This is a genomic window from Roseinatronobacter alkalisoli, assembly GCF_028745735.1.
In the GTDB taxonomy this organism is placed as follows: Bacteria; Pseudomonadota; Alphaproteobacteria; order Rhodobacterales; family Rhodobacteraceae; genus Roseinatronobacter; species Roseinatronobacter alkalisoli.
On the sequence record NZ_JAQZSM010000021.1, the window covers coordinates 31,455 to 56,506 of the forward strand.

Genomic DNA, 25,052 nt, shown 5'->3' on the forward strand with positions numbered 1-25,052 from the left:
GTAACTCCAATCGGCCGAATAGAGACAAGCTGAACATGTACCCGAGATTCGCTAAGGAGAGAATAGAGGAGGCGCTGTCAGACACTCGCGTCGTTCTGATCTCCGGGCCGCGTCAGTCGGGGAAAACGACACTCGCAATGGATGTCGCAGCCGACAGGACACCTTTCCTGACATTGGACGATGCCAACGTACTGCGGTCCGCAGTCGATGATCCGGTCGGGTTCGTCCGTGGTCTGGATCGTGCCGTGATCGACGAGGTGCAACGTGTTCCCGACCTACTCCTCGCGATCAAGAACTTGGTCGATGATGACAAGACTCCAGGTCGCTTCCTCCTAACAGGATCGGCCAACCTCATGACCCTCCCGAAGGTTGCAGATTCCCTTGCCGGGCGCATGGAAGTCATCAGGCTTCTGCCGTTAAGCCAATCTGAGATCATTGGCACCAAGTCGAATTTCATCGATCGAGCCTTTGCAGGAGAAATGCCTTCGGCAGACCACATAGTCGTTGGCAATGAACTGATCGAGATCGTTTTGTCCGGCGGCTATCCGGAGGCACTTGGTCGGAAAAGATGGGCGCGCAAGCAAGACTGGTACCACGGTTACCTTGATGCAATCGTTCAGCGTGACGTGCGCGACGTGGCTCAAATCGATCAGCTTGCGGTCATGCCTAAACTGCTGTCCGTGCTCGCTGAACATTCAGGGCAGTTGGTCAATTACTCAGCCATCGGCGGCGCGCTTGATCTCAATCACGTGACGACACGGAAATATGTAAGCGTCTTTGAGAGCCTCTATCTTGTTCATACATTACAACCATGGTTCTCGAACCGTCTGAAGCGTCTGACAAAGTCGCCCAAGCTGCACTTCCTCGATGCTGGACTGCTCGCATCGATGCGCGACGTGTCACCAGATGTGGTTGCGAAGGATAAAACTTGCTTCGGCTCGATCCTGGAAACCTTTGTGTTCAGCGAACTGCGTAAGATCGCTTCTTGGAGCGAACAGAAATGCTCTTTCGCTCATTTCCGGGACAAGGATAAGAACGAGGTAGACTTGGTTTTGGAGAATCGTCGCGGCGACGTCATCGGGATTGAAGTCAAGTCTTCAGCGACCGTATCAGCGGCTGACTTTTCCGGCATGCGGAAATTGGCCGATGCATGCGGGGATAAGTTCGTGCAGGGGATGGTGCTCTATGATCACGATAAGATCGTTCCTTTCGGAGAGAACATCTTCGCGGCCCCGCTTTCGAGCCTTTGGAGTTCGTCATGAATAATGTTCAAGAAGTCCCATTTCGAGTTTCTGCCCGAACGGCTCGCCTGATTGGGCGCGAAAATGTCGCTACCGCAGAAAGCGCGATCAGCGAGTTGGTCAAGAACTCCTATGACGCCGATGCTTCGTTCTGCATTGTCCGGATATCGCCAACCTACACGGGGGTTCCGGAGAAGATATCAAAGGACGAATTCGACCGATTGTCAGGTTGGGGTGTTGATTGTCACTGAGACCTGACCCTGCAGCGACCAAAATTGTCACCGAGAACTGACCCATGTGCAACCTTTCCCCGGCGTGAATCAGCTGGGGATTATCGGAGTGTTAGACATGGGATTTTTGAGAATTATTCGGAAGTGGGCGTTGCGTGACGGGATGCCCATTCGCGAGATTGCACGGCGGACGGGTGTATCTCGAAACACGATCAAGAAGTATCTGCGGGCGGGGATTGTCGAGCCAGAATTTCAAACACCGGACCGCCCGAGCAAGTTGGATCCGTATGCTGAGAAGCTGACAGCCTGGCTGGTGTCTGAGCAGCGCAAATCACGCAAGGAACGGCGCACGGCCAAGCAGATGCATGCCGATCTGGTGCAGCTTGGATTTGACGGTTCCTATGAGAGGGTCGCGGCCTTCGTGCGGGACTGGAAGGGCGAACGACAGCGCGCACAACGCACGGCAGATCGCGGGGTCTTCGTGCCGCTGGTGTTCCAGCCTGGCGAGGCATTCCAGTTCGACTGGAGCGAGGACTTGGCCTATGTCGGCGGTGAGCGCATCAAGCTTCAGGTGGCCCATATCAAGCTGTCGCACAGCCGGGCGTTTCTTGTGCGGGCCTATTTGCTGCAGACACATGAGATGCTGTTCGATGCGCATTGGCATGGCTTCCGGGTGTTTGAGGGCGTGCCGGGACGCGGCATCTACGATAATATGAAGACCGCCGTCGACCGGGTTAGGGCTGGCAAGAAGCGCGATGTGAATGCGCGGTTTTTAGCGATGACCAGCCACTATGTCTTTGATCCCGAGTTCTGCAATCCAGCTGCGGGCTGGGAGAAAGGACAGGTCGAGAAGAATGTGCGTGATGCGCGTCACCGGCTCTGGCAGCTCATGCCAGCCTTCCCGGACCTTGAAGCGCTGAATGGTTGGCTGGAAGAACGCTGCAAGCTTCTTTGGGCTGAGACTGCACATGGAGCATTGCCCGGAAGCATTGCCGATGTCTGGGAGGTCGAGAAGCCGACCCTGATGCCACTTCCCACGATGTTCGACGGGTTTGTCGAAGAGAGAAAGCGCGTGTCACCCACCTGCCTGATCAACTTTGATCGGAACCGCTATTCTGTGCCAGCCAGTTTCGCGAACCGTCCTGTTAGTCTGCGCATCTACCCTGAACGGCTGGTGGTTGTGGCAGAAGGCCATGTGGTCTGCACGCATGAGCGCATCATTGAACGATCCCACCGCCAGCCAGGGCGCGTCATCTATGACTGGCGGCATTATCTGGCAGTAGTTCAACGCAAGCCCGGAGCGTTGCGCAATGGCGCGCCATTCGTCGAGATGCCGGAACCCTTCCGCAAATTGCAGGCGAAGATACTACGTAAGCCAGGCGGAGACCGAGAGATGGTCGATATCTTGTCGCTGGTTTTGCATCATGACGAACAGGCCGTGCTGTGTGCAGTGGACCTGGCACTGGAGGCTGGCGTGCCCACCAAGACCCATGTGCTGAACCTGCTTCACAGGCTGGTGGACGGAACACCGACAGACCGACCCGATGTGACCCCACCGCCAGCCCTTTCTCTGAGCAAAGAACCCGAGGCCAATGTCGCGCGCTACGACGTGCTACGCACCACGGGAGGAACACGCCATGCGTCATGATCCAGCGGGAGCTGCCATCGTCATCATGCTGCGGAGCTTGAAGATGCCTGGCATGGCACATGCTGTGCAAGATCTGCTTGAACAGGGATCACCCGCTTTCGAAGCATCCATGCCAATGTTGTCACAGCTGCTCAAAGCCGAAATGGCAGAACGCGAGGTGCGTTCCGTCGCCTATCACATGAAGGCCGCCCGCTTTCCGGCCTACAAGGACCTCTCCGGCTTCGACTTTGCCGCCAGCGAAATCCGTGAAGCCTTGGTGCGCCAACTCCATCGCTGTGAATTCCTGGATGGTGCCGAGAATGTGGTGCTGATCGGCGGCCCCGGAACCGGGAAATCACATGTGGCAACGGCCCTTGGCATTCAGGCAATCGAACATCACCGCAAACGCGTGCGCTTCTTCTCGACCGTCGAACTGGTTAACGCTCTGGAGCAGGAAAAAGCCCAAGGCAAGGCTGGGAAGATCGCCGAGGCGCTGGTGAAAACTGATTTGGTGATCCTGGATGAGCTGGGATATTTGCCATTCAGTGCATCAGGCGGCGCATTGCTCTTCCACCTCCTAAGCAAACTCTACGAACGCACCAGCGTCATCATCACCACGAACCTGAGCTTCAGCGAATGGGCAACCGTCTTCGGCGACGCCAAAATGACCACCGCGCTGCTCGATCGCCTCACTCATCGCTGCCATATTCTCGAGACCGGCAATGACAGCTACCGCTTCAAGGCCAGCTCCGAGACAGCGAAAAAGAAAAGGAAGGAGACAGCGGCATTGACGACAACATAGCGCTGAGAGCATAACCACTGGGTGGGTCAGATCTCGATGAAAATGCCGGGTCAGGTCTCAGTGACAATCAACAAGGTTGGGGCCTGAATCCCGAAAACCACTACGATCTTTCTGGCAAAACGGCTAATCTTTTGCCGTGCCTCGCCGATGAGCAAAGTCCGGAGGCCGCGCTCATTCGGAACCTTGTGACGATCACAGTGATCGATGATGGTTCGGGTATGGGAAACGACGCCATCCGTGAGGCATGGATGGTCATCGGAACAGCGAACAAAGAACTTGATTCTTCATCCAAGCTTGGGCGCACCAGGACCGGAGCCAAAGGGATCGGCAGATTCGCGCTTGATCGACTGGGAGCACGATGCCAACTGCACTCGAGCACCATCACAGAACGTGGTGACCCAACTCGTCGAGAAGGCAGACAGGAAGTCCGCCTGAGAGTTCTTGCAGATCATGCTCGAAGCAGTGCCTTATCGCGTCCACACCATTTTGACCGACAACGGCATCCAGTTCGCTGAGCAACCACGCAATCGCAACACCGCATATTCAAGGCCAATGCGTTTCGACATGATCTGTGAGGCCAATGGTATCGAGCATCGCCTTACCAAGCCAAACCATCCGTGGACCAACGGTCAGGTGGAGCGCATGAACCGCACGATCAAAGACGCGACGGTCAAGCGTTTCCACTACGATGACCACGACCAACTGCGCACCCACTTGGCGGACTTCATGGCAGCCTACAACTTCGCGCGCAGGCTCAAGACCCTCGGCGGTCTCACGCCCTATGAATACATCTGCAAGATCTGGACATCCGAGCCAGACAGATTCATCCTAAACCCGATCCAACAGATGCCGGGACTGAACACCTTATGGTTAGCAACTGTATCTCTCAGGGCGCCGGGGCCGCCCATTTCTGTCGGTTCTTGCATAGCGCGTTCGCGATGGTGACCAGCTTTCTGGCGACGGCGGTGATGATGACCTTGTGCGGCTTGCCAGCCTTTCGGAGGCGATCTGCGAATGACTTCAGGCTTGGGTTGTGATGTGCTGCGACTAAGGCCGCCTGGAACATCACGTGCCGCAGGGCACGGCGACCACCGGCGATTGCTCGTTTCCCGCGAAGGGTTTCGCTGTCATGCGCGACCGGGGCCAAGCCGGTGAGTGCGGCGGCTTCTTCGCCGGTGATGGTGTCGATCTCGGGCATTTCTGCGATCAGAACCGTGCTGGCAACCGGGCCGATGCCCGGGATGGAACGGAGAACGCCGGCCATCTCCGACAGCTGATTATCGCTCGCGATGGCCCGGGTGATCCGGTCTTCCAGTTCCTTGATCAGGCTGTCGATCCGTTACTTCAACTCGGTGCCGAGGTCCTCGAACATCGCGGCGGTGCCCAGTTTCTGATGTGCGCGGATTTGGGCCAGTAGCCGTTTTCGCATCTCGACCAATTGTGCTCGTTTTGACGTCAAGGCTCTGAGAATGCGTAGCTTTTCTGCGGGGAGACTGCGTCCTGCTTCGGGGCGGAAAGCAAAGAAGCGGGCGATGAGTTCCGCATCGATCCGATCGGTCTTGGCGCGTGTGCCACGGCTTTGTGCAAACGCCTTCACCTGAGCGGGGGGCACCTGGCGGGCCGCTACACCTTCTGCCTCCAAAAGCACCCAGAGCGGCCATTCCTGACCGCCAGTCGATTCAAAGCAGACAACGGCATCCCGATCCCGGGCAAGATCCGCTACGACAGCATGACCTGCCGGGGTGTTTGGGGCTCTGCAGCAGTGCCCATCGGGGAGGCAATGAACGTCAAGCCAATCGCGGCTGACATCTATGCCGATAACGCGGCCATGTGATAGATCGTCCATGCTCTCTTCCTTCTGGTGCGCGGTCCTGCAAGGCCGCAATCAACTGTTCGAGACGATGAAGAGAGGCGGTGCCGAAAGGCTAAGAAACGTGGTCATGCCACAAGGGTCAGACGTCGCGCACCACCCCGCCATCGGCCCTGGCCGGGGCCGGGGCCAGTTTAGCAAAACCCAGTTACAGAAGGGTCATGATTGCGCTGACCGGTCCGACACGGCAATGTCGACATTTAGCGGATACGGCTAGGTAGTCTTGTCGTCGGACGGTAGTATAGAGTAGGCATGTAGACGACCGGCGGGGGGATAGAATGAACGGCAAAAACGCAATAATCAATGTTGCCTCTCGCGAGGCTAATATAAAACGGAAGTTGCGCCGACATCTGCATGCACTAGGCTTTGAGAAGTCCGACGAGGGTGCGCTTCGCATTCGAGGGTCCGGTAAGGACATTGTTCGCACACTACACCGCGCGCAACGGCAAGAGCGGCTCTGGGTAAACCGCGAGTTCATTGCTGCCAAGACCGAGAAGCTGCTGAGGCATTTTGCGTCTGGCAAGGAAATTGATCCTACGAGGATATCACCGGTACTCGAACGCGTATCTGCGGGAACTCCGCAAGGCGATCTGTTTCGCCTCGCGTCGCTGACATGGTCAGTTCCGGTTTCAAATGGGTTCGGCAGGCGGCTGCGGTATCTCGTCTGGGATGAAAGCAACGGTAAGCTGATGGGCCTCATTGCCATCGGAGACCCGGTCTTTAACCTTGCGGTTAGGGACAGACTCATTGGCTGGGACAGCCATGACAGAAGCGCCCGTCTCGTCAACGTGATGGATGCTTACGTTCTTGGAGCCATCCCTCCCTACAACGAGTTGCTGGGCGGGAAACTTGTAGCCTGCTTGCTTCGGAGCCGGGACTTATACGACGATTTTGCGCGCACCTATGGCGGTTCCACCGGAATAATCTCGAAAGAGGAGAAAAAGGCGCGACTGCTCGCTGTTACCACATCGTCATCAATGGGGCGATCGTCGGTCTACAATCGTCTCAAGCTTGGGGGGCAGCAGTATCTGAAATCTATCGGCTACACAGGAGGTTGGGGGCACTTTCATATACCGGATCGGTTATTTTTGGAGTTGCGCGATTACCTGCGCGATATCGACCATAACTATGCAGACCAGCACCGTTTTGGCCAAGGGCCAAACTGGCGTTTGCGAACTACAAGGGCAGCACTTTCAGCGCTCGGGTTCAAGGAAGACATGTTGCGGCACGGAATTCAGCGTGAGGTCTTCATTTGTGAACTAGCCAAGAACGCAGTCAAGATATTGCACACCGGCAAGGGGAAGCCTGACGTCGGAGAACTCCTCTCTGCCAAAGAAATATCTGAACTGGCGCTTGAGCGCTGGATGGTGCCTCGCGCCAAGCGCAGGCCTGAGTTCAAGGACTGGGATTCGAGCGATCTTGTTGACCTCTTTGGAAATCAGACCCGTCTGCTGCGCAACCAGCTTAAAAGCTCCGACCTGTTCAAGGATACGGCCTCGGGGTCATAGTCGGCCATGGTTGTGCCTTTGGACCAATGGCAGGAGCGAATGGAGCGGCATTTTGCGTCGCTTGCAGAGCGTCGCGCGACGTCCGGGTTTCCTCTCTTTGCGCTGGAGCATGGCCTGGATGAAGGTGAACTGGAGGAAATCGGCAAGCAACTACGGGCACGCCTCAATACGGGGCTGAGACTGGCGCCGCACTGGTTGCTCTGGACAATCTACGCAGCAGAGAGGGGATACACCTACGAAGGCGGTGAATATTGGCAGTCTTTTGAGGATGTCACACCTGGTTGGGATTCCCGAGACCGGTACCGGGTTACGGCTTGGTTCTCGAAATTCCAATCAACCTACAATGGCGTGGTTCCTTCCGGACCATGGGCATCGCATTTCAGCATAATCGCCTGGCCAATCACCCATGCGGTCTTACCGCGCTATCTGCAGCAGCAGTTTGCCCGGACGTTATATGATCTGCGATTCATGCTTGCGCGGCTGACGACGATCGAGCCTGCGGTAATTGGCCGTTTGATCGCCAATAATGTCTACCATGCGTCGACACGATTCGAGCAGTTTCTCCAGCAAGAAGAACTGGTCGGCCGTATCGTCCTTGCGCTTCTGCACCAAGATCTACGTGAAGGTGAAGAGCCGCTTCTGCCCGCTACGCTCGATCGGATCGTTGCCGATCTTGAGCAGATGCGACACGCCCGCAGTTGGCTGAGAGAAGCGAGTCGCGTTGTAGCTGACCGCTTCAAAGGCATTGGTCGCGGCGCCGCGCCTACATCTTCCGGTGAAGTCCAGGCTTCAGCGGAACGGCAGTTGCAGGAAGCCAGGCCTGATATCCGGCCCGATTTGCGCTTGCGATATGTCGGCGACGGGCGTTGGACGCTCGTGATTGACGTCCCCAATTTCAAGGCAATTGCCGCAGTCAACCCGGATATTCGGCAATTTCTTCGGCAGTCCCGTTCGAAGTTGAACGGCGATGACGTCAGGCGGCCGGCTGGCTGGGTCCTGTCCGGTAACCGCCGTGCGGTTCTTAAGGCATGGCCAGACCCGTCCAGACCGCTGGTCAGTTTCGAGTCACCCAACGGAGTCGTTGATCATCTTCTTGAGAGCGAATGCCGGATGAGCCCAGGCCCGATTTGGCTCTTTCGCATCGGCGGCGACGGCACCGCCCGCGAAATTGTCAGCCGCCTGATGCGCCCCGGTTATGCTTACATCCTGGCGTCGCCCGATGAATTTGAAGACTTGCAAGAAGGCATGACAGGTTGTGCCATCGACTGCAGCGATATCTGCGCTGTCCGAGTTTCGGTGCCTTCCGATGTGTCCGACGATTATATGCAATGGCTGCGGAGGCGGAATCTGGAACTTGCAAGAACCATCCGTGTCTGGCCTGCGGGTTTGCCCGGCCGGAATTGGGATGGAGAAGGGCGCAGTGAATGGCTGACATCCGAGAGCCCGTGTTTCGGAATCGTTCCGGATCACCCGGTGGACTCCTACATCGTCACACTCGATGACGGCGCGGCAATGGCCTTCCAGGCCGGGGAACCGGGAGAACCAACCTTCATTCAGCTACCGCAACTGGCGGCGGGGACACATCGGCTCAACGTCAAGGCGCGCCGCAGTGCGGCTCTGGATGGACTCGGGGGGGTGCCCACGCATGAGGGGTATCTGGAGCTCAGGGTACGCGAACCTGAACCGTGGATCCCCGGGACGAACTCGCATGTAGGTTTGGTGGTCACGAGCAACCCGCATGACGCCGCACTGGACGTGTTTTGGGAAAATGAGTTGGACCTCACGGTTTTCGGACCCGAAGGCCGTCAGGTCATCCCGCATGTGAGCCTTGAGGATGCCAAAGGCGAGGAGATCTACAGTGCTCAGGTCTGTCCACCGATGGACCTGCCGATCTTCCCGGAAACTTGGAAAAAGCGATTTCTGGAGTACCTGCGGCGGGAAAATGCCGAGTGGCGCTACCTTGAAGCCGCTTCTGGCCTTCTCACTATCGAGGGGCAGGAACTTGGGCGGTTCGATGTTCGGTTCGATCACGATGCACTGCCGGTTCGCTGGGTACTGCGCCATCGAGGCGAAGCTGTTTCGCTTCGGCTTGTCGACGATACGGGGCAAGAAGGCGCGGAACCGAAATGCCGCTTTTTCAGCATGGAGACGCCAACCCGGATCGAGCGCCTCGATGCTGGGAGTGCCCTTTCGGGATTCGATGTTCAGTCCCCAGGCGGGCTCTTTATCACCCAAAACGGTAAGTTCCGGGACTTGGTAATCGTCAGCACCGGGCTGTCCGGCAGCGGCTTGGAGGGCTTGGGCGTTCAGCCTGTCTACGACAGTATTGCCGATAGTCCCAAATCTATCATCAAGCATATGAGAATATTGCGCTACTGGAGGACAGCGCGGCTCGCAGGCTTCCTTGCCAACGCGCGGCGGGCTCAGGTGGTGATTGGTCTGACCACTCGTCTCCACGGCGCCCTGGCCGGGCGAGACTGGGGCCGGGCCGAGGCTGCTTTCATGAGAAGCAATGATCGGGAGAATGGTTTCGATCATCTGCAATCGTTGCTTGATCACAGGGGTGGTTTTCCGGCCGTGCTGCGGCGCGATGCCGTGAGCATCGAGGGAGGAAGAAAGGCGATCGCGAGTTGGTATGCCGAGTTGGCCGCGCGCTATGGCGTTTGCTCCGATCAAGCGCTTTGCACCCTGGCAGTCGACATAGCCAGTCGGCCGCACGAGGTGCCGCGCCTTTACCGTGACAGGCTGCCGGCGCTTCTCAAACGCATCATGGCGAAGCCACTGTTGCTGCGCGGCGCTCGCATTGTCGCACTTAGCCACGCCTGCGCGGACAATGGACCTGCAGAATTGCTGCCGAGGTGGGAATGACAATCACCGAACTCACCCCGGATGAGGTTTTAGGCTACTGCCGGGCTTCGCTTGGAATAGGGACCGAGCCTTCCGGGCTTGACGACATCCTGCTGGCCGGCCTCTTGCGTCGTGCAGCAGGAATACACTGTCCATGTTCAAGGTCCGCGCTGCGTGCTGCCCTCACAGAAAGCCTCGCATACTTAAATCCGGATCGCGGCGCACTTGCTGATCAGTTGGACAATTTGATTGAGGCCATGATCGTCGCCGGCGACTTGTTGGAGTTATCCGACGTCGCGACCGATGATCCTGAGGTCAAGGGAACTTGGGTATTTGCAGCGCCACCATCTTTTGTAGTTCGCCGTACCGGAAACATCTTCCTGACCGGATTCGCTCCCGATCAGGATGGCTTCCTGCCGGAACACCTGGCCCGGCGCGTGATCCGCTCCCACGTGACGCAGTTTATCGCGCCTGAGCCCGGCGAGGATCTGATCGAGCAATTGATCGCGCACGGGTTGCATCAGTTGTCCGAGGCCGTCTGGCTCAGATCGCCTAAGGCGCAAGCCCCAGAACAACTGATCCAACGTTTCGAAAATCAACTGGCCTCTCAGCCGACGTGCGGCCCGGTATCCGGTCTCGAAATACTCGATCGGGATACCAAGGTCACTTACTATCGCGGCCGATGGAGCGCACCGAGTGGCCAGACCGGAACATTCGTCGCACGCCGCCCGCAGGAGTTCGGAGCGCCCCTCTGGAGCTTTGCCGAACTCGTTGATGGCACGCTGAAGCGCATCGTCGATCTGCCTCCCAAGCATTATCGTTGGCGCGGATGCGATGCCGCGTGGCATCTACAAATGGCGATCGACCGCAGTGCGGGACAGCCACAGCAATACCGGCGCGGCTCGACAGATGCCGGTGTTCGTTTCGATTTCTTTTCGCCGTTGCCACTCTGGGCGCAGCGCCGATTGATGGTTCTCGGTCACGAACGTCCACGCAGCAGCAGCTTGTTCGCGTACGAGATCCCCGTGGCAGAGGCGGCAGAAGAAGAAAAAAACCTTCAGGAAAGCTTGTGGCTGGCGCCGACGGACGCGTAAGAATATGGGAGGGGGACAAGTATGCAGACAATTAAAGAAACCATAGAAAATCTGCACAGCTCGCTGAGTGACTATATCGAGGCGACGTACCACATCAGTGCCCCGTCGTTGATTGCGCAGCGGCAACGCCTTCTTGAACGTGATGGCGTAATTCATCGCGTCCCTTATCTTGAGTCGACGCCCAAATACCAAACGGGCGATACATTCGGCTCAATGATTGGACTGCCGCCGGCAGCGCAGACGCTCTTTTCACGATTGAGTGCTCCGAGAGACGGCCGTCCCCGGTTGATCTACGACCCTCCCTACAAGCACCAGGCCGAGTCGCTTCGTCACAATCTCATCGACGGAAAAAACCTGGTCATTATGACCGGGACTGGTTCGGGAAAGACGGAATCCTTCCTTCTTCCGATCCTGGGCAAATTTGCGCAGGAGGCGCAGACGCGTCCCGGCGTCTTCGCCGAGCAGCCGGCGATGCGGGCACTGATCATGTATCCCATGAATGCGCTTGTGAACGACCAATTGGGACGCCTTCGCGCATTGCTGGGCGATCCGCGTCTTGTCAGCACGTTCAAGGAGTGGTGCGGCCGCCCGCCTCGGTTTGCCCGATACACAAGCCGTACGCCCTATGCGGGCATTCGCACGTCGAAGAAGGATTCGTCGCGACTACAAGCCTTTGATAGCTTCTACGTCGATGTTCTCAGGCGTGCGGATAGCGACGATGCGGATGAGAAGGCACAGGCTGTTGAGTTGCTAACCGCCCTGAAGGATCGTGGTAAATGGCCAGCAAAGCCCGATCTTGAGGCCTGGTACGGACAAAAGGGCAGCGCCTGGCAAGACCGGAAGACGGGAGAGTTCGTCAGGGCGGTTACGCTACCGGACGATTCCGAATTGCTGACTCGACACGAAGTCCAGGCCACGCCACCTGACTTGCTCGTCACGAACTATTCAATGCTCGAATATATGCTCATGCGACCGATTGAGCGGCCAATCTTTGACAGGACGCGTGAGTGGCTTGCTGACAATCCGGATGAGACTTTTCTGGTGGTGCTCGACGAAGCGCACCTCTATCGCGGCGCCGCCGGCGCGGAAGTGGGATTGCTGCTAAGACGGCTGCGCGACCGGATCGGCGTCCCCGAAGAACGTTTCAGGGTCATCTGCGCGACAGCCAGTTTCAAAGATGCGGGTTACGCTCCGGCGTTTGGATCGCAGCTCTCGGGCATCCCGGCTCATACCTTCGTTCCAATCGAAGGCACACTTGATCTCAAGGAAGGTGCCGGGAAGGGAACGTTGGCGGACGCCGAAGCCCTGTCCGGGATTGATCTGAATGGGTTCTACGAGGCGGACACCGACGATGCCAAGCTGGCATTGATCACGCCGTTGCTCGACTACCGAGACGTCACGGGTGCGGAATCAACAGAACGAGGGCTCTTCGATGCGCTGAAATCAATTCCTCCAATGTGCGCGCTGATCAACGCGACGATGAAGGAAGCCCGGCCTATCGCTGAACTTGGCACCTTTCTGTTTGCCGATGATGTACCGTCCAAAATGGCCGACGAAGCCGTCACTGTCTTGATGGCGCTCGGTAGCATTGCGAGGCCGGAGCCAAACCTGCCCGGACTGCTGCCATGCCGCATCCACTACTTCTTTCGGGGCCTGCCCGGTCTTTGGGTCTGTATGGACCCGGACTGCAGCGAACTCGCGGAGGATCAACGTGATGGCATCTGCGGGAACATGTACTCGCAGCCGTCAGAAGAATGCGGCTGCGGGGCCCGGGTGCTTGAGCTGTTCACCTGCCGAAACTGCGGAACCGCCTACGCTCGCGCTTATACCGACGACGTCGATTCACCGCGTGCTCTCTGGTCCGAGCCGGGTGAGCAGTTGCGCATGGCGAGTGGCGAGACAAACCCGTTGCTGCCTATCGACTTGCTTCTTGAGCAGCCTGCGCACGACGATGGCGCGGAACCTGCCGACTACGATCTGGAAACAGGACAGCTGAATCCGCTCTCCCCCGGACCCCGCATGCGAACGGTCTTCATACGGCAGGACCGGCTCAACGATACGGCCGACGACGAGAATGAGAACGATACCAGTTTCGAGTCGCGCGGCCAGTTCACACCGTGCGCCGTTTGCGGCAAGACCGCGCGCTTTGGGCGAAGCTATGTGCAGGACCATCAGACCAAGGGCGACCAGCCCTTTCAGGCGTTACTGGCCCGACAAATTCAAATTCAGCCTCCTGGGCCACAGGAAGCGACACCCTTTGCACCTTTGCGCGGCCGCAAAGTGCTCGCCTTCTCGGACTCCCGACAAGTGGCAGCTCGTCTCGCACCAAATCTGCAGATGTATTCCGAGCGGGATTCTCTACGCCCCCTGATCATCAGTGGCTTCAATTGGCTCAAGGAACAGGATGCAATTCGTCCTCACCTGAACCTCGACGACCTATATTTTGGTGTGTTGCTCGCCTCCAAACGCCTGAACGTGCGTCTGCGTCCGGAAATGCGGGGTGGAGAAAACTTTGATGCTGAAGAGGTTGTAGACGAGGCGGTCCACAAAGATGATCTGGATGATCCGTCGACCTTATTGAGCCTGCTGCTGGAAATTCGGTCACACCGCCCTCCGGAGTCACTGCTTAGCAGCATGCTGACGACCTTGACCGATAGGTTTTGGGGAATGGAACCCCTGGCGCTCGCAACGTTGAAAGAAAGCGATCGCCACACAAAGAAAATACTGGGCCTACCGTCGATACCGGGGGTCGCTGAGACCGACGAGGCCAAACTTGCGATTGCGCGCTACTGGTTGCGGTGTTGGAACAACAACGGCTTCAGGCTTGCGCAGATGCCGGGCACCTGGATCAATCGCCCGCCATCAGAAGGATTTCGGGTCAAGCCGCGAAACCCGAAAGCCAAGATCAAGGCGATTGAATCCGTCATCGACGATAAGGCCGCCAGGAAGATCTTTTGGGATAGTTGGTCGCCAGAACTGCTAAAGTGGTTCACGCAATCGGTGGAGAGTGGGTATCGTTGCCTGAACGGCAGCGAGCTTTCGCTCCAGTTTGATGGCGCCTGGGTGCATTGCTCAAGTTGCAAATCAGTCCATCGTCCTATCCCCGGCATTGAAAGCTGCCTTGACTGCGGAAGTGATACCGTCTCCGCCCTTGATCCAGATGCCGACCAGGTCTTCCTTGCGCGCAAAGGTTTTTATCGCAAACCGGTTACGCAGGCCCTTGAGGATCCGCCGCGGCAGCCGATGGCGCTCATTGCCGCTGAGCACACCGCCCAGCTCAACGCACCGCAAAACGAGGATGTGTTCTCCAAGGCGGAAGAGAATGAGCTCTTATTCCAGGATATCGCGCTAAGCGGAAGCGGCCTCGGCGGGCGTTCCACCGCGATCGACATTCTGTCCAGCACGACGACGATGGAAGTCGGTATTGACCTCGGGGCCTTGTCGGGCGTGGCCCTGCGGAACATGCCACCGGGGCGCGCCAACTATCAGCAGCGGGCAGGCCGCGCGGGTCGCCGCGGCAATGCTGTGGCCACAGTCGTAGCGTTTGGGAGCGCAGACAGCCACGATGAGCACTATTTCTCCCAGCCCGACGAGATGATCCGGGGAGATGTGATCGACCCGAAGTTGACATTGGACAACCCCGAGATCGTGCGCCGTCACATCCGCGCGTTCCTCTTGCAGAACTATCACCAGGATCGTCTTCCGATCATCGACCCGGACCAGCCACACGACCTGTTTTCGGTTCTGGGAAGCGTTTCCGGCTTTCGAAAGGCGGATTCACTTTTGAATCGGGACGACTTCGCCGTATGGCTCGCCGGTAACGAGGTGGCGTTGCATACGCGTATAGCCGGCTGGATTCCGGAGCAGTTATCCAAAGAAGATCGGGCCCTTCTCCTCGGCGAATTCGTCAATGATTGCCTTCAAGCTGTGGATGAGGCCATCGCTCCTGGTCCAGGCGAGGAGGATGAAAGTGAGGATGGAGACGATGAAGCCGGGGGCGATGAGGAAGCGGCCGAAGAGGGAGAAGAACGGCCGCAGCAAGCGTCCAGTCCAGGCAAGATGCTGGACCGGCTCCTCTACTGCGGGAAGCTTCCCCGATACGCATTTCCGACCGATGTTGCGACCTTCCACGTATTCGATCGCGACCGGTCGTCCCGCCACCGGCACATCATGAAGTTCGCGCCCTCTCAGGGTTTGCCGATAGCGCTATCCCAATATGCTCCGGACAAGCAGGTCTGGATTTCGGGCAAGTGTTATACATCGGGTGCGATCTACTCGGTCATGAAGGACGACCGCTTTCAGGCATGGGAGAACAAGCGTCTCTACATGGAATGCAGCGATTGTGGTTTTGCCCGAACGTTCGACACGGGCGAAATCGTCCGCAACGACACGACCGACTGCGAGGCCTGCGGCGGTGAAAGCACATTTGGTCCCGCCCGCTACTGGATACGGCCGCCGGGGTTCGCGCATCCGGTCAGCGTCGAAGAGATGACGTCGCCTGATGAAATCCCGGAAACCAGCTATGCCACGCGCGCAAAATTGACGATGGGCACGCCCGGAGACGATGAGGGCTGGACCGAAGCCAACGAGCGCATTCGTAGCCTGAAAACCCGGCGGCATCTCTTGGTGTCGAATACCGGCCCGCAGCAGGAGGGATATAACTACTGTGTCAAATGCGGGCGAATAGAAGCGAGCAACACGCCCTCGCCGATGCTGGCGGCGCCGCATCGCAAGCCTTTCCCGGACGATGACGACAAGCTCATGTGTGACGGAATCGGACCAAGTCGCCATTTGGTGCTCGGGACTGACTTCATTACGGACATCGCCCTGTTCTCAATGCGCGTAGCCGCGCCGCTCAAGCTGAAGCCGGGGCACTACTCAACGGACGTAGCGCTGCGAACTGCTAGCGAAGCGCTGGCCAAGGCGGCATGCCAGATACTGGAGATCGAGCCCGGCGAGTTGATGGCCGAGTATCGGCCGGCGCTTACCCCGGCCGGCAAGAGCGGGTTGGAAGCAGAGATCTTCCTCTATGACACGCTTCCTGGCGGCGCCGGTTTTGCAAGTCAGTTTGCAGATCGGGGACTTGAGCTGTTTCAGCGCGCACTCCACTTGCTGAAAGCCTGCCCCGAGGACTGTGACGCTTCGTGCTACCGCTGTTTGCGGAGCTTCAAGAACAAATTCGAACATCGCCTGCTCGACAGGCATGTCGGAGTCGAACTGCTGGAATATCTGCTGACAGGACAGAACCCCGGATTCAGCGTTGAACGCCTCAAGCGATCTACCGCCTTGCTGCTGAACGATCTCCTCCGGCGCGACGAAGGGATGGCGACATTCGAGGCTGGCCCAATAATCACCTATGGGAATGGGAAGGCAGTCACAGCTCCAATTCTAGCTGAATGCAAAGGGCGGAAGTTCGTCATTGCGCTTTCCGGTCCTTTGACGACAGGTCATCCCGCTGATCCTGCCATTGCCGAACTTCGGGACAGCGGCACCGAGTATCAAGTCATTGTGGAGAATGAACTTGTCATTCGGGGGAACCTCCCAACAGCAACACGTACCATCTACCAACAGATTACCGGTTGAAGTAGATGATAGAACTGGTTGGTATCGGCGAGGGCAAGGAATTCGAGGCTGCATTGCATTTGCGCAAGCAACTGCTTGCCGTCTGGCCTGATCTCAGCCAGCACGCTGACGACCATGTGAAGATCTTCGTCGGCTTGAAGCTTTACGGCCATCCAATCGAAGACATCGATCTGTTTGTGGTGGGGCAATTCTCCGAGCCACGCGAGTTTGACATCGAGACCGCAGCATCGTGGTCCGCCCTGAACGAACACTCGCTTTGAACCGCCCCGGGTTTTCCGGAACCGTCACAGGGCTGGACGGGCCACGAATGGATGGCTACCCCGTGGAACTGTAGAAGGGCGCAAGATGCTGGCGGATACCGGACAGATCGACAACCGCTCAACCGAGCGCAGCAAGTGATCTTGCGGGACATGCCCTTCGATCGAAAACTCATTGAATAGCGCGCTCTGCGGTTTTGCCGCAACCCCATCATCGCCGTCCACCGCCGCCAAACCTGAAGAAAGTGAATTAGCAATCAGCCAAGCAATAAAGCAGAGTTTTTCAACAGAATAGGCAGAAAGCCGCCCTTGCAAGCTATGAAGAACTGGCACAAAACTCAAGCCAGCGCTGTTCAAGAGACAGTCTTACTACCTGCCGGGATGTGACATCCTAGTCTAGATAATGGTGCCGTAAAGCTGCCATTCCAGTTCCGTTACTTCCATGGAAAGCGAATAGTGTTCGCCTCGCTTCACGGCGGCGAACATCTGATGCAGAGGTGCCCCCAGAATGGACTTCATCGCTGTGGACCCATCAAATCGGTTGATCGCGTCCAGCCAACCGCCGGGCATGGCGGGATAATCGGCTGCGCCTTCCGGCCCTTCGGCACCCGGACCTTTTCCTGCGTCTATTCCGTCCAGTGCAGCCCCCAGCACGATAGCGGCGACAAGGTAAGGGTTGGCGTCGACACCGGCTACGCGGTGTTCAAAATGGCGGGTTTTCGGCGCACCGGATGGAATGCGCAGCGCGACATTGCGATCTTCTGCGCCCCAGGTATTGGCCGCCGGTGAATAGATTTTCCCGGCGAACCGACGCCAGCTGTTCAGCACAGGCGCAAGCACCAGCATCGATTCGGCCATACTGTCGCGCACGCCGCCAATGGCGCTGAGCATGCGCGGCGACAACGTGCCATCTGCCGGGTCCGCAAAGATATTCACGCCGGACGCGTCTGTCATCGACAGGTGCAGATGCATCCCCGAACCGGAGCTTTGTGCAAAGGGTTTCGACATGAAACAGGCTTCCATGCCGAAGCGCCGCGCGGTGGTGCGCAGCAGGCGTTTGCAGCGCACAATGTCATCCGCGGCGCGGGCCAGTTCCCGGTAGCGCAAAGTCAATTCGAATTGTCCCACCGCATATTCGGAAATCAGGCTTTCCATCGGCAGGTCCAGCGCCGCGGCACCCTCATAAACAGCGTCAAAGAACGGTGCCATCTCGTCCAGTTCATCCACCGACATGCAGTTGGTACCGGACAGCCTGCGGCCTGTCATCGGTGCGCGGGCGGGTTGGGGCTTCCCGACTGCATCCCTGTCCTTGTCGATAAGGTAGAATTCCAGCTCCAGCGCGCCCATGGGCGTGTATCCCATCGCAACCGCGCGAGCGATCTGGGTCATCATTGCGTTGCGCGGGTCAAAGGGTGTTGGGGCACCTTCGGGCGTTTCCATCTGCAACAGCACCATGCCCCGCCCGGTCGCTGTCTGATAGCCAAGCGTATGGGGAACTGGCCAGCAACGGCTGTCGCCCCCGCCATCGGTCATCACGGCGATGGCCGCGTCAACGTCATGGCCTGACACATCCTGCGCAAACAGCGACGCGGGCATGCCGCGCCCGGATGTGAACAGGCTTTCCAGTTCATGGCGCCGGATGATCTTGCCCCGCCCGATGCCGTGCAGGTCGCTGAGGATGATGTCGATCGCCTGAACATCCGGATAGGCAGCCAGAAAGCCCTGCGCCTCGGACAGGGGTGCTTTCTGAAGGGGCGCAGTGGGTGTCATCTTCTTGTCCTCGTGGGTTTATCCGGCGAATGTATAGGCTGTTTTCACCGATGTGTAGAATTCTGCTGCATAGCTGCCCTGTTCCCGTGACCCGAAGCTGGACGCTTTGCGCCCCCCGAAAGGGACGTGATAATCCACACCGGCGGTCGGCAGGTTCACCATCACCATCCCGGCGCTGGAATGGCGCTTGAATTCACGCGCATGGCGCAGACTGGTGGTGCAGATGCCCGATGACAGACCGAACTGGGTGTCATTGGCCAGATACACGGCCTCGTCAAAATCATCCACCTTGATCACGCTGGCGCAGGGGCCAAAGATTTCCTCGCGGGCGCTGCGCATCATGTTGCGGGCCCCCAGAAACAGCGCGGGGGATTGAAAATACCCGTCCGTGCCCCGATCAAGGCGCCCGCCACCCAGCACCTCGCAACCCTCTTCCGCTGCCAGCGCGACATAGGACAGGTTGCCGTCAAGCTGGTTCTGCGATGCCACTGGCCCGATCTGCATGCCTTCGGTCAGGGCATGTCCGACCTTCAGCGCCTGCATCTGGCGGCTGAGTTCCGCAACGAATGCGTCGTGAATGCCCGACTGCACGATCAGCCGCGATGACGCAGTGCAGCGCTGACCAGTCTGAAAGAACGCACCGTTCAGGCAGGCAGATACGGCGGTTGCAAGATCCGCGTCATTCATGACGACCATCGGGTTCTTGCCGCCCATCTCCATCTGCAATTTCTTCATGTTTGCGGCGCAGCCCGCCGCCAGTTGCCGCCCGACAGGCACCGAACCGGTAAAGGAAATGCCTGCGATGCGCGGATCAGCGGTCATTGCTTCGCCCACGACCGAGCCGCGCCCCATGACAAGGTTGAACACCCCTGCCGGGCAACCGGAACCGTGGATGATTTCTGCCAGAATATGCGCGCTTCCCGGCGTCAGTTCCGCGGGTTTGAAGATGACGCAATTGCCATAGGCCAGCGCGGGCGCGATTTTCCACGCGGGAATTGCAATTGGGAAGTTCCAGGGCGTGATCAGGCCGACAACGCCCAAAGCTTCGCGCGTAACCTCCACATCCACATCCGGGCGGACCGAGGCCAGCGCATCACCCGTCAGCCGCAACGCCTCGCCGGCGAAAAAGCGGAAGACATGCGCGGCGCGGCGGGTTTCCCCCAGTGCTTCGGGCAGAACCTTGCCTTCTTCGCGCGCCAGCATCTGCGCGATTTCACCTTCGCGGCGGGTGATTTCAGCGGCCACGCGGTCCAGCAGATCGGCGCGCACCTGTGGCGATGCCGCCGCCCAGACAGGGGCCGCAGCCGCGGCGGCCGAAGCTGCGTCGGCCACATCCTGCGCGCGCCCACGGGCATAAGTCCCGATCAGGTCGGTCACATCCGACGGGCTGCGGTTCTCAGAAGCGTCATCCGCCCCGCGCCATGCGCCGCCGATCAGGTTTTCAAAAGTCTTGCCCATGGCTGTCTCTCCTGTCGCCTTAGTCAGCGGTTGCGCCGCCATCGACCGGGATCAGCGCCCCGGTCATGTATTCTGCCGCGTCGGAGGTCAGAAAGGCCGTGACGCGCGCGATGTCTTCGGGGGTGCCGACGCGCCCCATCGGGATATTGGCCCCATAGCGGGCCAGCGCCTCGGCACGCGCGCGCCCTGTCAGCCCCGCCGCAAGCATGGGGGTGTCGGTATCGCCGGGACAGACCGCGTTGATGCGGATGCCTTCATGCGCATGGTCCTGCGCCATGCAGCGGGTCAGTTGCGCGACTGCCGCTTTCGAAACGGCATAGGCGACCGCCCCCTTCGCGCCGACCAGCGCCCAGTCCGATGCGATGTTGACAATTGCCCCGCCGCCCTGCGCGCGCAGCGCAGGCAGCACTGCGCGCGACAGGCGGAAAACCGCGCCCAGATTGACATCCATGATCCGGTTCCAGACGGCATCGGTGGTGTCTTCGGCACGGCCATGGCTCAGAAGCCCTGCGTTGTTGATCAGTATGTCCACCCGCCCGAAGGCCGCGATTGCGGCCTTGATGACCGCTTCGGGGGCTGCGCTGTCCGACAGGTCAGCTGCGTGAAACACAACCTCGGTTCCTTCGGCCCGCAGCGCATCGGCCAGTTCGCGCCCGGCATCTTCGCGGCGTCCAACCAGCAGTAATGCATGCCCCTGCGCGGCCAGTGCGCGGGCGATGGCGGCACCGATTCCCGATGTCGTCCCGGTAATGATGGCGCAGGTCTTCGCGCTTGGTGTCATGTGTATTCCTATGGTTGGCGTTGAGTATGGCTATCTTTTGCGATCGCATAAGTCAATTGAGACCTTTTGTTTCGCGATGAATTTTCAAATATACTAATAAATATCATTATTAGAACAAAATTTTTCTCTTGCGTGATGGTGTGTTCATATACGAAAATGCGATCGCAAATATGGAGTGCCGCATGGAACAGGTTTCACACACACCTTCGGTTGCGATTCTGGGCGCTGGCCTTATTGGTGCCGGTTGGGCGGCCCTGTTCGTGCATCACGGCGCGAATGTCCGGGTCTGGGATCCGGCAGCGGACGCGCTTGAGCAGCTTCAGGCGCGCATGCGCGCGCCGCTTGCGCAACTGGCGGATGTGTCACCGGATGCGGGGCCACGCGGCACACTGACGCTTTGCGCGTCCCTGTCTGATGCAGTGCGCGATGCGGATCTTATTCAGGAAAACGCACCGGAGAGTATTCCAGTCAAACATGCGCTTTATGCGCAGATTGAACCGCTGATGGCGGCGGGCGCGGTGCTTGCGTCATCCACATCGGCGCTGACATGGTCCGACCTTGGCCCCGGCCTGCAGGATCCGTCGAAACTGATTACCGCGCATCCGTTCAACCCGCCGCATCTGGTTCCGCTCGTTGAAATTTACGGCACTGACCCCGCGCGCCTTGCGCGTGCCGAAGCGATCTATCGTTCAGCAGACCGCGTGCCTGTGCGCCTGAAGAAAGATGCCACCGGGCATATTGCGAACCGTCTGGCATCAGCGCTATGGCGTGAAGCGGTTCATATGGTTCAAGATGGCATCGCGGATGTGGAAGCGATTGACGCCGCGTTGGTCAACGGGCCGGGGCTGCGCTGGTCGGTGCTGGGGGCGCAAATGGCCTATCATCTGGGCGGTGGTGCGGGCGGCATGGCGGGCTATCTGGCCCATCTGGGGCCAAGTCAGGAACGCCGCTGGGCCGCATTGGGCAGCCCGACTTTGAGTGCCGATGTGCAGAACGCGCTTGTGGCCGGGGTGGCGCGCGAAGTCGGCGGGCGCAGCATCCGTGAACTGGAAGACGCCCGCGACAAGGCACTGATCGCGGTGTTGCGCGCCCGCAAGGTGGCCCCCCATGTCTGAACTGGCCGTGACCATGCCGCGCATCGCGCTGATCCATGCGCTGGAAGAATCGGTTGCCCCGATCCGCGACGCCTTTGCCCGGCTCTGGCCCGAAGCGCAGATTGCCGATCTGCTGGACACATCGCTTTCCGCTGATCTGGCGCGTGCAGGCAGGCTGGATCAGGCGATGATAACCCGTTTTCTGAAGCTGGGGCGCTATGCGGCTTTGGGCAGTGGTGCGCAGGACACACAGGCGATTCTGTTCACTTGCTCGGCCTTTGGCCCGGCGATTGATGCAGTCAGGTCCGCGCTGTCCATCCCTGTCCTGCGCCCCAATCAGGCCGCCTTCGCAGAAGCGCTGATTTTGGGCGCGCGCATTGCGCTTGTCGTGACGTTTCCGCCCTCGCTGCCTGCGCTGATGCGCGAGCTTCAGGATATGGCCAGTGCGCTGGGCAAGACCATTCACATCACCCCCATTCTGGCCGATGGCGCGTTGGCCGCGCTGAAGGTCGGCGACGGGGCTGGCCATGATGCCATTGTTCTTGCGGCCTGCAAGGATATCGGCGCGCAGGATGTTGTCCTGCTGGGCCAATTCAGCTTAGCGCGCGCCGCCAGGGTTTTGCAGCCCTGCTTCGGCTGCCCCGTCATTACAACCCCCGACAGTGCCGTGCGCGCCCTGCGCCGCCTGCTTCCTTGTCCTGAAAGGACCGCATCATGAACGAACACACAAACCTGTCGTTGGCGCAGATGGACCAGATGAGCCTGTTTCACCCTGTCACCTCGATCAGCGATCTGCAAAAGAACGGCCCGTCCATTTATACCGCCGCCGAGGGCGTGACGATCACGCGCGACACGGGCGCAACGCTGCTGGACATGGGCGCGGGGCTTTGGTGCGTGAATGTGGGCTATGGCCGGAAAGAACTGGTGCAGGCCGGGGCCGAGGCAATGCAACAGCTTAGCTTCCAGCATTTCTTTGGCGGCGCGTCGGCGGAACCGACCATCCGTCTGGCCGACCGCCTGCTGGGCCTGTTTCGCGACACGGTGCCGGGATCGGACATGGCCCGGGTGTTCTTTGGCAACTCCGGTTCAGACGCCAATGACACTGCCGTCAAGCTGGTGAATTACTACAACAACCTGCGCGGCAAACCGGCCAAGAAAAAGATTATCGCGCGCGAAGGGGCCTATCACGGCCTGACACTGGCATCCGGCAGTCTGACGGGCATCAAATCCTATCACACGGCTTTTGACATGCCGCTGGACAATGTGCTGCATACCAGTTGCCCGCATTATTTTGCCTTCGGCAAGGATGGCGAAAGTGAAGCGGCATATACTGACCGCCTGATCACTGAACTGGAAGACATGATCGCCTATGAGGGTGCAGACACGATCGGGGCCTTCATCGCGGAGCCCGTCATGGGCACCGGCGGCGTGTTCCTGCCGCCCGAAGGGTATTTCGAAAAGCTGCAGGATGTTCTGGACCGCCATGACATTTTGCTGATCGCGGATGAGGTCATCACTGGCTTTGGCCGGACCGGCAACTGGTTCGGGTCGGGCACATATGGCTTGCGTCCTGATATCGTGTCGCTGGCCAAGGGCCTGACCAGCGCCTATTTCCCGATGTCGGCATCGATCATTTCCACCCGGATGTGGGAGGTGTTTGAAAATGCATCCGACGAAATGGGCGTTGTCATGCACGGCTTTACCTATTCCGGCCACCCGGTGGGTGCCGCCATTGCACTGGCCAATCTTGACATCATGGAGCGTGAAAACCTGGCCGGTCGTTCCGCAACCCTTGGGCCGGTCCTGCTGGAGGCGCTGCGTACCCGCGTGGGTGACAGTCCCTTCGTTGGCGATATTCGCGGCATCGGCCTGATGGCGGCGGTCGAATTCACCGGTTTTCCGCAGGGCGCCGCCCCGCACAAGATTGTGGCCAGACACGCCACTGTGGCAGGCGTTCTGACACGGGCGCTGCCCTATCTGCCGGTTACGTCGTTTTCGCCGCCGCTTTCCGTCACCGAGGCCGAGATCATCGAGGCCGCAGATCGCTATGCGCGCGCCCTGAAAGCGGCAACACCGGAACTTGAGGCCCTGATGAAATGAAGATCGGCATTCTTCAGACCGGGCGAACCCCGGTTGAATTGCGCGCGAAACATGGCGATTATGACGACCTGTTTCGCGCGTTTTTGGCGGGGCAGGGGTTCACTTTCGAAACCTTCGCCGTGTTGGACGGGGTTCTGCCCGCCGGACCCAATGATGCGGATGGCTGGTTGATCACCGGGTCGCGCTTTGGTGTCTATGAAGGGCACCCATGGATTGCGCCGCTGGAATCGTTCCTGCGCGCGGTCTATGCCAAGGGCGTGCCGATCATTGGTGTCTGTTTCGGGCACCAGATTCTGGCGCAGGCGCTGGGTGGCAAGGTCGAAAAATTTTCGGGCGGCTGGTCGGTCGGGGCAACGCAGTATGACACCGACACCGGATCGAAGCGCATCATGGCATGGCATCAGGATCAGGTGACGCAGCCGCCAAAAGATGCGCGGGTTGCCGGACATACTGACTTTTGCGAAAACGCGATTCTGGTCTATGGTGACAAGGCGTTGACGATGCAGCCGCATCCGGAATTCACCCCTGAATTCATGGTCGATCTGCTGGATGCGCGCGGGGTGGTTCTGCCGCCCGAAACCGCTCAATCGGCACGAAAGGGAATGTCTGCGGAACTCGCAACGGAGGATATTGCCGATATGTTTGCTGAATTCCTTCGCCGACCAAGACCGGATGTGACGAATAATGCACCCTGAGAAATGGGGCTTCCGGTGCGGCGCAATATCAAATGGCGTCATGGCGCCTGATCATTTACCCTATGCTACATCATCAGTAGCTGGGTCGCATTGAG

The 25,052-nt window shown here is 58.9% G+C and carries 19 protein-coding genes and 2 pseudogenes; 15 read left to right on the forward strand and 6 right to left on the reverse strand.

Going from position 1 to position 25,052, the window contains the following annotated elements:
• Positions 1 to 35 precede the first annotated feature (35 nt).
• From PUT78_RS17575 to PUT78_RS17595, 6 genes and pseudogenes are all read left to right on the forward strand, one after another.
• Positions 36 to 1,262 (forward strand): ATP-binding protein, encoded by a 1,227-nt coding sequence (locus PUT78_RS17575; RefSeq protein ID WP_274353582.1) that lies wholly within the window; start codon positions 36 to 38, stop codon positions 1,260 to 1,262.
• Entirely contained in the window at positions 1,259 to 1,492 is a 234-nt protein-coding gene (locus PUT78_RS17580; protein ID WP_274353583.1) for a hypothetical protein, read from the forward strand. Before PUT78_RS17575 ends, PUT78_RS17580 begins: the two co-directional genes overlap by 4 nt.
• A gap of 97 nt (positions 1,493 to 1,589) precedes the next feature.
• Entirely contained in the window at positions 1,590 to 3,119 is a 1,530-nt protein-coding gene (gene istA, locus PUT78_RS17585; RefSeq protein ID WP_274353584.1) for an IS21 family transposase, read from the forward strand.
• Entirely contained in the window at positions 3,109 to 3,900 is a 792-nt protein-coding gene (istB, locus tag PUT78_RS17590) for an IS21-like element helper ATPase IstB (RefSeq protein ID WP_274353585.1), read from the forward strand. Before istA ends, istB begins: the two co-directional genes overlap by 11 nt.
• 248 nt (positions 3,901 to 4,148) lie before the next feature.
• Positions 4,149 to 4,415: a hypothetical protein gene (locus PUT78_RS23830; protein WP_420793516.1), complete on the forward strand. Its 267-nt coding sequence runs from the start codon at positions 4,149 to 4,151 to the stop codon at positions 4,413 to 4,415.
• Positions 4,336 to 4,845: pseudogene (locus tag PUT78_RS17595) on the forward strand (integrase core domain-containing protein); the annotation flags it as partial. The gene PUT78_RS23830 and the pseudogene PUT78_RS17595, both read left to right, overlap by 80 nt.
• Here the strand turns inward: PUT78_RS17595 and PUT78_RS17600 are convergent.
• Both PUT78_RS17600 and PUT78_RS17605 read right to left on the reverse strand, forming a co-directional pair.
• Positions 4,787 to 5,164 (reverse strand): transposase, encoded by a 378-nt coding sequence (locus tag PUT78_RS17600; RefSeq protein WP_274353586.1) that lies wholly within the window; start codon positions 5,162 to 5,164, stop codon positions 4,787 to 4,789. The pseudogene PUT78_RS17595 and the gene PUT78_RS17600 overlap by 59 nt on opposite strands.
• 75 nt (positions 5,165 to 5,239) lie before the next feature.
• The gene (locus PUT78_RS17605) at positions 5,240 to 5,746 is read right to left on the reverse strand and encodes an IS110 family transposase (RefSeq protein ID WP_274353587.1); all 507 of its coding nucleotides are present in this window, start codon (positions 5,744 to 5,746) and stop codon (positions 5,240 to 5,242) included.
• Between the two features lie 302 nt (positions 5,747 to 6,048).
• On the opposite strand from PUT78_RS17605, the gene PUT78_RS17610 reads away from it, so the two are divergent.
• The 5 genes from PUT78_RS17610 to PUT78_RS17630 are packed head-to-tail and all read left to right on the forward strand — an operon-like array spanning position 6,049 to position 17,062.
• Entirely contained in the window at positions 6,049 to 7,278 is a 1,230-nt protein-coding gene (locus tag PUT78_RS17610) for a Druantia anti-phage system protein DruA (protein ID WP_274353588.1), read from the forward strand.
• A 39-nt stretch (positions 7,279 to 7,317) separates the two neighbouring features.
• On the forward strand, positions 7,318 to 10,146 hold the full coding sequence (locus tag PUT78_RS17615; RefSeq protein ID WP_274353589.1) for a hypothetical protein: 2,829 nt from the start codon (positions 7,318 to 7,320) through the stop codon (positions 10,144 to 10,146).
• Entirely contained in the window at positions 10,143 to 11,219 is a 1,077-nt protein-coding gene (locus tag PUT78_RS17620) for a hypothetical protein (protein WP_274353590.1), read from the forward strand. The genes PUT78_RS17615 and PUT78_RS17620 overlap by 4 nt, the downstream gene beginning before the upstream one ends.
• 21 nt (positions 11,220 to 11,240) lie before the next feature.
• Positions 11,241 to 16,802 carry a DEAD/DEAH box helicase gene (locus PUT78_RS17625; protein ID WP_274353591.1) on the forward strand — a complete coding sequence of 1,854 codons (5,562 nt, stop codon included), beginning with the start codon at positions 11,241 to 11,243 and terminating at the stop codon, positions 16,800 to 16,802.
• A 5-nt stretch (positions 16,803 to 16,807) separates the two neighbouring features.
• Positions 16,808 to 17,062, forward strand: a complete 255-nt coding sequence (locus tag PUT78_RS17630; RefSeq protein ID WP_274353592.1) for a hypothetical protein — start codon at positions 16,808 to 16,810, stop codon at positions 17,060 to 17,062.
• A 58-nt stretch (positions 17,063 to 17,120) separates the two neighbouring features.
• Here the strand turns inward: PUT78_RS17630 and PUT78_RS17635 are convergent.
• The 4 genes and pseudogenes from PUT78_RS17635 to PUT78_RS17650 all read right to left on the reverse strand — a co-directional run.
• Positions 17,121 to 17,274, reverse strand: a pseudogene (locus tag PUT78_RS17635) (IS5/IS1182 family transposase); the annotation flags it as partial.
• Positions 17,275 to 17,455: 181 nt separating this feature from the next.
• Positions 17,456 to 18,829, reverse strand: a complete 1,374-nt coding sequence (locus PUT78_RS17640; protein WP_274353593.1) for a glutamine synthetase family protein — start codon at positions 18,827 to 18,829, stop codon at positions 17,456 to 17,458.
• Positions 18,830 to 18,847: 18 nt separating this feature from the next.
• Positions 18,848 to 20,287 carry an aldehyde dehydrogenase family protein gene (locus tag PUT78_RS17645; RefSeq protein WP_274353594.1) on the reverse strand — a complete coding sequence of 480 codons (1,440 nt, stop codon included), beginning with the start codon at positions 20,285 to 20,287 and terminating at the stop codon, positions 18,848 to 18,850.
• A 19-nt stretch (positions 20,288 to 20,306) separates the two neighbouring features.
• Positions 20,307 to 21,068, reverse strand: coding sequence for an SDR family NAD(P)-dependent oxidoreductase (locus tag PUT78_RS17650; protein WP_274353595.1), 762 nt, complete (start codon positions 21,066 to 21,068; stop codon positions 20,307 to 20,309).
• 182 nt (positions 21,069 to 21,250) lie between these two features.
• On the opposite strand from PUT78_RS17650, the gene PUT78_RS17655 reads away from it, so the two are divergent.
• From PUT78_RS17655 to PUT78_RS17670, 4 genes are read left to right on the forward strand one after another with little or no spacing between them, the layout of a single operon-like run.
• A complete protein-coding gene (locus tag PUT78_RS17655) occupies positions 21,251 to 22,183 on the forward strand; it encodes a 3-hydroxyacyl-CoA dehydrogenase NAD-binding domain-containing protein (protein ID WP_274353596.1) in 933 nt (310 codons plus the stop codon).
• Positions 22,176 to 22,880, forward strand: coding sequence for an aspartate/glutamate racemase family protein (locus PUT78_RS17660; protein ID WP_274353597.1), 705 nt, complete (start codon positions 22,176 to 22,178; stop codon positions 22,878 to 22,880). The genes PUT78_RS17655 and PUT78_RS17660 overlap by 8 nt, the downstream gene beginning before the upstream one ends.
• Positions 22,877 to 24,262, forward strand: a complete 1,386-nt coding sequence (locus PUT78_RS17665; RefSeq protein WP_274353598.1) for an aminotransferase — start codon at positions 22,877 to 22,879, stop codon at positions 24,260 to 24,262. Before PUT78_RS17660 ends, PUT78_RS17665 begins: the two co-directional genes overlap by 4 nt.
• Positions 24,259 to 24,957, forward strand: coding sequence for a type 1 glutamine amidotransferase (locus tag PUT78_RS17670; RefSeq protein WP_274353599.1), 699 nt, complete (start codon positions 24,259 to 24,261; stop codon positions 24,955 to 24,957). Before PUT78_RS17665 ends, PUT78_RS17670 begins: the two co-directional genes overlap by 4 nt.
• Positions 24,958 to 25,052: the final 95 nt, after the last annotated feature.